Origin of the sequence: Ureibacillus terrenus (assembly GCF_006569205.1) — a bacterium.
GTDB classification, from domain to species: domain Bacteria; phylum Bacillota; class Bacilli; order Bacillales_A; family Planococcaceae; genus Ureibacillus; species Ureibacillus terrenus.
In genome coordinates this window covers 110,891-118,724 of sequence record NZ_VIGD01000010.1, presented here as the reverse complement: position 1 = coordinate 118,724, position 7,834 = coordinate 110,891, and the positions used below count along the sequence as shown (strand labels likewise).

At 40.2% G+C, this 7,834-nt stretch carries 13 protein-coding genes; 5 read left to right on the top strand and 8 right to left on the bottom strand.

Annotated features, from left to right (window positions below; genetic code table 11):
* Window positions 1-398: 398 nt before the first annotated feature.
* Complete coding sequence (locus FKZ59_RS14955) at window positions 399-659, top strand: recombinase family protein (RefSeq protein ID WP_246045855.1); 261 nt, start codon at window positions 399-401, stop codon at window positions 657-659.
* Between the two features lie 14 nt (window positions 660-673).
* Window positions 674-1,162, top strand: coding sequence for a recombinase family protein (locus tag FKZ59_RS14950; protein WP_408057479.1), 489 nt, complete (start codon window positions 674-676; stop codon window positions 1,160-1,162).
* On the opposite strand, the gene FKZ59_RS09245 is transcribed toward FKZ59_RS14950, so the two are convergent.
* The 3 genes from FKZ59_RS09245 to FKZ59_RS09235 form a co-directional block, all read right to left on the bottom strand.
* On the bottom strand, window positions 1,089-1,529 hold the full coding sequence (locus FKZ59_RS09245; RefSeq protein WP_141602472.1) for a MaoC/PaaZ C-terminal domain-containing protein: 441 nt from the start codon (window positions 1,527-1,529) through the stop codon (window positions 1,089-1,091). The genes FKZ59_RS14950 and FKZ59_RS09245 overlap by 74 nt on opposite strands.
* 88 nt (window positions 1,530-1,617) lie before the next feature.
* Window positions 1,618-2,034, bottom strand: coding sequence for a universal stress protein (locus FKZ59_RS09240; RefSeq protein WP_141602471.1), 417 nt, complete (start codon window positions 2,032-2,034; stop codon window positions 1,618-1,620).
* Between the two features lie 116 nt (window positions 2,035-2,150).
* Window positions 2,151-2,651 carry a hypothetical protein gene (locus tag FKZ59_RS09235; protein WP_141602470.1) on the bottom strand — a complete coding sequence of 167 codons (501 nt, stop codon included), beginning with the start codon at window positions 2,649-2,651 and terminating at the stop codon, window positions 2,151-2,153.
* A 217-nt stretch (window positions 2,652-2,868) separates the two neighbouring features.
* Between FKZ59_RS09235 and FKZ59_RS09230 the strand changes: the two genes are divergently transcribed.
* The gene (locus FKZ59_RS09230; RefSeq protein WP_141602469.1) at window positions 2,869-2,994 is read left to right on the top strand and encodes a YjcZ family sporulation protein; all 126 of its coding nucleotides are present in this window, start codon (window positions 2,869-2,871) and stop codon (window positions 2,992-2,994) included.
* Window positions 2,995-3,144: 150 nt separating this feature from the next.
* On the opposite strand, the gene FKZ59_RS09225 is transcribed toward FKZ59_RS09230, so the two are convergent.
* The 3 genes from FKZ59_RS09225 to FKZ59_RS09215 all read right to left on the bottom strand — a co-directional run bounded on the left by FKZ59_RS09225 (window position 3,145) and on the right by FKZ59_RS09215 (window position 5,037).
* Window positions 3,145-3,333 (bottom strand): hypothetical protein, encoded by a 189-nt coding sequence (locus FKZ59_RS09225; protein ID WP_141602468.1) that lies wholly within the window; start codon window positions 3,331-3,333, stop codon window positions 3,145-3,147.
* Window positions 3,334-3,496: 163 nt separating this feature from the next.
* Window positions 3,497-4,495 (bottom strand): acrylyl-CoA reductase family protein, encoded by a 999-nt coding sequence (locus tag FKZ59_RS09220; protein WP_141602467.1) that lies wholly within the window; start codon window positions 4,493-4,495, stop codon window positions 3,497-3,499.
* A 110-nt stretch (window positions 4,496-4,605) separates the two neighbouring features.
* Window positions 4,606-5,037 (bottom strand): DMT family transporter, encoded by a 432-nt coding sequence (locus FKZ59_RS09215; protein WP_141602478.1) that lies wholly within the window; start codon window positions 5,035-5,037, stop codon window positions 4,606-4,608.
* A 155-nt stretch (window positions 5,038-5,192) separates the two neighbouring features.
* Here FKZ59_RS09215 and FKZ59_RS09210 point away from each other — a divergent pair, with 155 nt between their 5' ends.
* The gene (locus tag FKZ59_RS09210; RefSeq protein ID WP_141602466.1) at window positions 5,193-5,648 is read left to right on the top strand and encodes a protoporphyrinogen oxidase; all 456 of its coding nucleotides are present in this window, start codon (window positions 5,193-5,195) and stop codon (window positions 5,646-5,648) included.
* Between the two features lie 26 nt (window positions 5,649-5,674).
* Here the strand turns inward: FKZ59_RS09210 and FKZ59_RS09205 are convergent, their stop codons facing one another.
* Both FKZ59_RS09205 and FKZ59_RS09200 read right to left on the bottom strand, forming a co-directional pair.
* A complete protein-coding gene (locus tag FKZ59_RS09205; protein ID WP_141602465.1) occupies window positions 5,675-6,313 on the bottom strand; it encodes an HAD hydrolase-like protein in 639 nt (212 codons plus the stop codon).
* A gap of 135 nt (window positions 6,314-6,448) precedes the next feature.
* Window positions 6,449-7,213 carry an SDR family oxidoreductase gene (locus FKZ59_RS09200; protein ID WP_141602464.1) on the bottom strand — a complete coding sequence of 255 codons (765 nt, stop codon included), beginning with the start codon at window positions 7,211-7,213 and terminating at the stop codon, window positions 6,449-6,451.
* Window positions 7,214-7,507: 294 nt separating this feature from the next.
* On the opposite strand from FKZ59_RS09200, the gene FKZ59_RS09195 reads away from it, so the two are divergent.
* Complete coding sequence (locus tag FKZ59_RS09195; RefSeq protein ID WP_141602463.1) at window positions 7,508-7,630, top strand: YjcZ family sporulation protein; 123 nt, start codon at window positions 7,508-7,510, stop codon at window positions 7,628-7,630.
* Window positions 7,631-7,834 lie beyond the last annotated feature (204 nt).

The window sequence follows — 7,834 nt, the reverse complement described above, 5'->3', positions numbered from 1 at the left end:
AATTCTGCAAGTACGCCCAAAAAAGGACAAACAGAATATTTGTAAACCAAAGATACAAAATACCCCAATTTATTTGGGTTTCTTTTAAAACTCTTTTTAATAAAAATCTAATTTTGCAAAACTCTCATTTAGAAATATAAAAGGAGATAAGTAAATCGTGAATAGACTAGAAAACACCGTCGACAGAATTTTTGCGGATATTCCAGTCACGTTTATGAATCTAATAAATTCCATTATTGATAATAAAATCAAGGAACTTGTCAATAATGCTACTAAGGTAAACACTGCTACATCTCAACAAAAAAAGAAAGGACATGGTTCGTATTGAGATGTGCAGTTTATGTTCGTGTTTCTACCGATAAAGAAGAACAAAAAGATTCCTTAAATATCAGCAAGAATTGTTCTACAACTATATAGCCGAAAAGGGGTGGGATATTTACAACTTTTATATAGAGATAGAAAGCGGGACGACAGCAAAAAGAGAACAACTTCAAAAATTGATTCAAGATGCGCAGGATAAAAAGTTTGACATTATCCTCGCCAAAGAGTTATCTCGTTTGGCTCGTAACGGAGAATTATCGTATAGTATAAAATCAAAAATTTATGTGAGAACCATGGGATTCATATCATTACACTGGATAATGCAATCAATACCTTAACCGGTAACACGCATATGTTTGGTCTTTACGCATGGATGTATGAGCAAGAATCCCAAAACACTAGTAATCGTGTGAAGGAAACATTAAAAACACGTGCAAAAAATGGCCTTTTTCAAGGTTCAAATCCCCCCTATGGATATGAAGTACGGGATGGAAAATTGTATATTCGGGATGACGAGACACCAAACATTGTACGACGAATTTTTAAAGAATATTTAGAGGGGCGCGGAAGAGAAAGTATTGCGAGACAACTATATAAAGAAGGAGTTCCAACCCCTTCGCAAGTTGCAGGTAAAATAAATGCAGGAGATAAATGGCATGAATCGACCATTAAAAATATCTTAACAAATCCTCATTACGTCGGTGATCTCGTTCAAGGTAGAACTACCACATTAAGCGTAACCAATAAAAAAAGAAAAAAAGTACCTATTATTCGCGTTCTTTTTTGTTCATCAGAAATTTATATTCCGCAATCACAGCGATTTCCCCTGTTTGCTTTATGATTTCCTGCTGGAACGTGACCACTCCGGTGCCGTTTCCTTTATCTTTTAAATCCGTAACTGTCAATTTTAAATGGATTGTATCCCCTATAAATACCGGCTTAATAAATCTCAGCTTTTCTATTCCGTAAAAGGCTGCAACCGTGCCGGGCGCCATTTCCAAAAGGCCTGTCCCTATTGATAATACCAGGAGGCCATGGGCAATCCGCTGCTTAAAAATCGTATTTTTGGCATATTCCGAATCGGTATGTAACGGAAAAAAATCGCCGCTGACACCGGCAAAATTCACAATATCGCTTTCCGTTACGGTGCGGCCGCGGGAAATCCATGATTCCCCGATTTGAAAGTGTTCAAATGGTTTGTTTAACACTTTTTTCTCCCCTTTGCCTGAACATGAAAATGCCACAATCCCACCCAATCCTTACATGGGGCCGGAAGTGGCTGTTGAATTCCTTTTATTAACGGACAACCAATACATCACACTTCGAATAGCGCACAATGCGCTCCGCCACAGAACCAAGCAACCATTTCTCCACTTTATTTAGTCCTGTAGCGCCGCAGACTACCAGGTCGACATCAAGATTTGTCAAAACAGCTTTTGCTGCTCCTTCTTCCACTGACACTTCGACATCTTTAACCCCTTCTTTTTCCGCAGCCTCTTTCCATTTTGCCAACTCTTCTTCCGCTTCTTTCTTCAATTCTTGAGCATATTTTGGATCATAAGCTGCTATGGAACCAAAAGATTTCGTATCAACCACATGGATAAGCAATAAAGATGATTGGAAATTTTTAGCATATTCAATCGCTTGTTTGAACGCTTTTTTTGACCCTTCTGAAAAGTCCACTGCTACGGCAATTTTCTGATACATTTCCATTATTATTCACTCCTTTATTTTCATCCATTTTATCAAAAATTTAACAATAATAAAATCTCGCATTTTTTGTCCGTTCCTGCTTTTTATCCTGCTGCATTTTTTTCTGAAAAGCGAAATCAATCGACATTGATATTTTCTTTCATCACCTTCTCGGCTATTCCCGTATGTGTAATTTTATTGTATTGTTCATACATTTCAGTTACTTCTTCCAAATTGTTTGGATCTAAAATGAAGTTTTTATTCCCCTTTTTATATAGAACAAGGGGATGTCCCCTGAACAATTTGGCATCAATCAATTCCGCTGCGTTTTGAATTTCAATTGGATTTGCGGCCGGATCAAACATTTCGATTCGATGTTCAGTTAAAAATTCCAAAATTTTAGGCACTGTCCAATGGTCTTTAAAAAAGACCACCGAAACCATTTTATGGCATCTTCCGAATCTGACCAGCTGCGCAAAACAATCGTCCATTTGGATGCATTCCGTATGCGTAAAATGAAATTGCTTTTCATACTCCCTCACCATCATGTATTCATAACTGTCCGGATATTCACGCAGGTCATGAATGATTTTTTCATTTCTGTATTGTTGAAAATTGATGATTTTTTCCTCTTTCAATCCGTTCACCTGCCTCAAACCGAAATGAACCTTTCTTCAACGTAAGCGTTTCCATTCCTGAGCGGGAAGAATTTATTTATATTTTATGATGATTCTTCTGTCAAATGAACTTTTATTGAAAAATCATCCTGGTCCTTAATTCCGCAGGATTTCCGCTTTTGTACCATATGGTGCGGGAGTTTCGCCATACATTAAGTACGAACAAGGGGGTGAAAATATGTCTTCCAAATACAGTTCAGGTGGAGGATGCTTTGGAAACAAATTTGACTTTGTTTTAATTGTGGTTCTGTTCATTCTGCTGATCATTGTAGGAACAAACTACAGCGGATATTGTTATTATTAAGCGGTTTCCCCCTTTGCTTTCACTGTCCGCCATCCATTCCCCTTGCCAACACCCTTTTGCGGCCTGAGGCGTTGTCTTTGGGCCTTTTTTCTTTAAAGAGCAAAAGGAAAAATCCATTTTGAACATCAAGGGGTTCAAAATGGATTTTCATCAATTCAATATTCTATGAGGCAACTTATGGTACAAATCAAAAATTTCTTCCGCCGTTTCCTTGAGGAGTTCTTCATCTCCCTGGTCGATTGCATTATCCAATTTCGCATAAATTAATAATAAAATGCTTTTCGCTTCTACTTCGTTCATATATTGAATCTTCTGTTTGACACTTTGAATCCGATTCAATTGCTGACACCCCTCTTCACTCTCTACAAAGCAATTATACTGTATCATTAAAAAAAATTGCCAATATTGAAACTTTTTTATTTTAAAGCAAATTGGTATAGTAGAAGAAAAAAGACAAAAAAAAACTGTCTTGAAAAAATATCAAGACAGTTTTTTATTTTGATCAGGAGTTCAAATGGACCAAAATTCTTCCTTTTGCTTGTCCTTTTAATAGGATCGGAAAAGCATCCGGCAATTCTTCCAATGCTACTTCTTTTTGAATAAAATCCTCTAAACGGTCCGGTTTGTACTCTTTCGCCAAGCGGTTCCATACTTCCTGTCTCGTTTGATAATCGCAATATGCGGAATCGATGCCGAGCAGATCAACACCTCGCAATATGAACGGATAAACCGTAGTCGGAAGGCTTGCGCCGCCTGTTAAACCGCTTACTGCCACTTGTCCTCCCACCTTGATTTGACTCAAAATCGATGCCAGGGATTCCCCGCCAACCGGGTCCACCGCCGCAATCCATCTTTGTTTTGCCAACGATTTCGGTCTTCCCGGACCGACCGTTTCTTCCCTTGAAATCACGGATTTTGCTCCAAGGCGCTTTATAAATTCATGTTCCGATTCTTTTCCGGTGCTTGCTTCGACCTCATAGCCAAGCTTTGACAAAATGGCGACGGCAAAGCTGCCTACACCTCCTGTAGCACCAGTTACAAGCACTTTTCCCTGGCCAGGAGCAAGACCGTTTTGTTCCAGGCGATAAACGGATAAGGCCGCAGTAAAACCTGCAGTCCCAATAATCATCGCTTCCCGCAACGTGAGTCCTTCCGGAAGCGGCACAACCCACCCGGCCGGGATGCGCGCATATTCGCTATATCCCCCATAATGGGAAACACCGATTTCATAGCTCGTTGCAATCACTTCATCGCCTTCCTTGAAGCGCGGATCCTCCGATGCTACAACAACTCCTGCCAAATCAATCCCCGGAACAAAAGGATAGTTTCTCACAATGTTCCCATTAGGGATTGTCGCAAGACTGTCTTTATAATTCACACCGGAATAATGGACACGAATCAGCACTTCCCCTTTCGGCAAATCGTCGAAGGACAATTGCCGAATATCGATTTCCACATCTTCTCCCTTTTTATCCACGACTAATGCTTTAAATTGCGACATTTCTCATTTCCCCTTTCCAAATTCTATTTTACATGAATTTATTCCAAAAATATCTATATTATGATAGATTTTATCGGTTTATTCAAGATTTTTTCTAAGAGACTGCATTGTCATCGATGAAACAAATATAGCGAAAATATTAACAGCAAAATTGCCGCCGTTTTTTTCATGGTAATCGGATAATCTCCTCCTCCGAACAACCCGAAATGATCTATGACGGCTCCAAGGAGCACTTGTCCCAGCACAACCGCCATCAGGGTGGAAGCGACCCCGATTTGATTGACGGAAAAAATGGTGATGAACACATAAAGGGCCCCCAAAATTCCTCCGATCAATTGCCATTTGGGCACTTCTGTCATCGCAAAAATATTCCCTTTTCCAAAAAAAATCATAAGGAAAAATAAAACAAGCGTCCCAATCAGGAAAGAAATAAAGGAACCTTCAATCAGGCCCACTTTCTTTCCCAATCCCCCATTGACTTTGCTTTGCACGGCCACCGCCGCTCCTGCAAATGCCGCAAGCATTAATACCGCAAATTTCATCATAAGTTCCTGCTCCTTTTCGATAATCTGCTAGTCTATATTTATGAAAAAAATTGATATTTATCATATTTTTCTCTCACTTTTTCAAAATGATTGAAGTAAATTTCCTTTCCGTTAGGTTATACTATATGGGAGAATTAAAGGAGGAATATTGAATGGCATTGGAAAAAATCTATATGGAGCGATGCGATAAAGAAACAGAGGAAACGATCCAAACAGAATCTCCTACTTTTTTGAATACCCCGATTTCCTACTTTCAAAAGCATATCAATGAATTTCTTTATATAGAGTGCCCTGCTTTTGAAAAAATCAAAGTCGATGCCCTTTGCATCGAAATGGATGATGTTTTCCGCACGTATATGGCCCTGTTCGGATTAAAAGTCAAAAAGAAATACGGAGAAGAAATTAAAAAATATTTGGAAGAACATTTACATACAGATTCCGTCAAAAACTACAGCGCCCTTTTTTCGGACATGGAAGGTTTGTGGGAAATCAACTTGCCCCTTGATTATTTGGAGGGTTTTCACGAAGAAATGTCCATTGAACAGGCAATCGTTTTATTCTGCGGGTTTATCCAAAATTTAATCGGCCATCTCCAAGAAAAAAATTAAGCCTCCCGTTTCAGGGAGACTTTTCTTTATTCACCAATGGCTTTACGGCTCAGCTGTTCGACAATCTCTTTAGGCGAATTTGCCACATACGCAGGCTTTTCTCTTTCGATTAACTTCAATCCGTCCAGTCCCCAGGTGACAAACATAAACGATACCCCGACTCTATTGCATGCCACGATATCGCGCAATTCATCCCCGACATATAGAAGATCTTGAGCCGTCAATTGATGGCGCTTCATAAATCGGCGAATGGCGGCATCCTTGCCGAACAGTTTGCGGGCAGAGATCACTTCATCCACGGAATGGATGTTTTCCCGTTCCAAAATCCCCCGGATATTCTCTTTTTTGTTCGATGAAATAATAGCGATTTTATAGCCGGAAGAAGAAAGGGATTCCAGCATTTCTTTTATTCCTTCAAACAATTTTACTTCATGGATGTGTTCTTTGAAATATTGTTGGATCTTTGGCAATATAATGGACAGCTTATGCATCGGAAAATGATATTTTTTGGCTTTCCCGTAATAATCAAGATCCCGGATCTCCCGCAGTTCTTCAAATTTGATCGGCCGATAGCCATACTTTTCCGCATAGGCATTCCATGCATCTATATAAATTTGCGCTGAATTGGCAAGGGTGCCGTCAAAATCGAAGACGATGTATCTCAAAGCAGTATTCCCCTTTTTTATTTTCTCCTCCCATTTATTTTAGTTTTTCACCGGGGTGAATTCAAATGCATCCGTCAATAACCGCACTTCCGGCAAAATGGCCAACCTCCTTTTGGAAAAGGAGGTTGGCCATTTTCAGAATGCCGCAGTCCATCCGGCATCAGCGACAATGACAGTGCCATTGATAAAGCTTGACTCATCGGAGGCGAGGAAGAGGGCAACTTGGGCGATTTCTTCCGGTTTTCCGGAACGCGGCGATAATTTATGGGTTAATCCTGCCCGCTCCATACCCAATTGGCTGACATCCGTAATCGTTGCACCTATGTTTGTTTCAACGGCGCCGGGAGCGATGCCATTTACACGGATGCCCTTCTGTGCGTACATAAAACCGGTGTTCTTCGTCAAACCGACAAGGGCGTGTTTGGATGCGACATAGGCCACGCCGGCATGGGCACCGTTTAATCCGCCCGTTGAAATCGTATTGATGATGATTCCCTGCTTATTGTTTTCCAGCCAGTAATTAACCGCTTTCCGCATGGCCCGCATGACGCCTTTCAAATTGACATCAAAAATGCGGTCCCATTTTTCATCAGTGATTTCCCCGACCGGTTCGAATCCGTCCATGATGCCCGCGTTATTTACAAGTATATCGAGGGTCCCAAATTCATCAACGGCTGTTTGGATCATGTTTTCCACATCTTCCAATTTCGATACGTCCGCTTTTACAGCAATGCTTGTCCCGCCGTTTTTCACAATTCCTTCTGAAACCGCTTTCGCGCCTTCCAAATTGTAATCGGCCAAAACGACTTTCGCGCCTTCCTTCGCATACAATTCAGCAATCGCTTTTCCCATTCCGGATGCGGCACCTGTTACAATCGCTACTTTTTCTTGTAATTTCATTACAATCCCTCCAGTTCTTTTTGCCTATGCGATTATTTTATTTTTACAAAAAAAGTAATTCAACGAACTTTATTAGAAAAATTAGTAAAGGTTTTATGAATTATTACTTTGCGATTTTTTCCAAACAAACAATTACAAACAATCTGAACATCCATCATTTTTATCGGATACCGGGCGGCCAAAACTATGAAAAATATATAAATTTTTTTATTAAAATCTCGGATTATCTCCACATATGTACTTACCCATTTTTAAGGCTATTCATACATTAAAAGTGAAAAGGAGGTGAAAGTAATGGGCCAAAATTACTACGGAGGCTACTATGGTGGCTTCGGCAACAACTTCGCGTTGATTGTGGTGCTGTTCATTTTGTTGATCATCGTTGGAACTAGCTTCGGTTCAAAAGGATACTATTAATCTTTGAACCGGGCATTCTTGATGCCGCCTTCTGCCACCACCGCTTTACTCCCTTTCGACACTAAGATGCACGATTTAAAGGCTGTCTGAAAGGTTTTCAGACAGCCTTTTTCCTATTGACGAAAATGCATGTCACCGAAATCGTTGGTGGAAATGCAGCCTGAAAATCGGCGATGATGGGCTGCCAATATTGAAGCGGACATG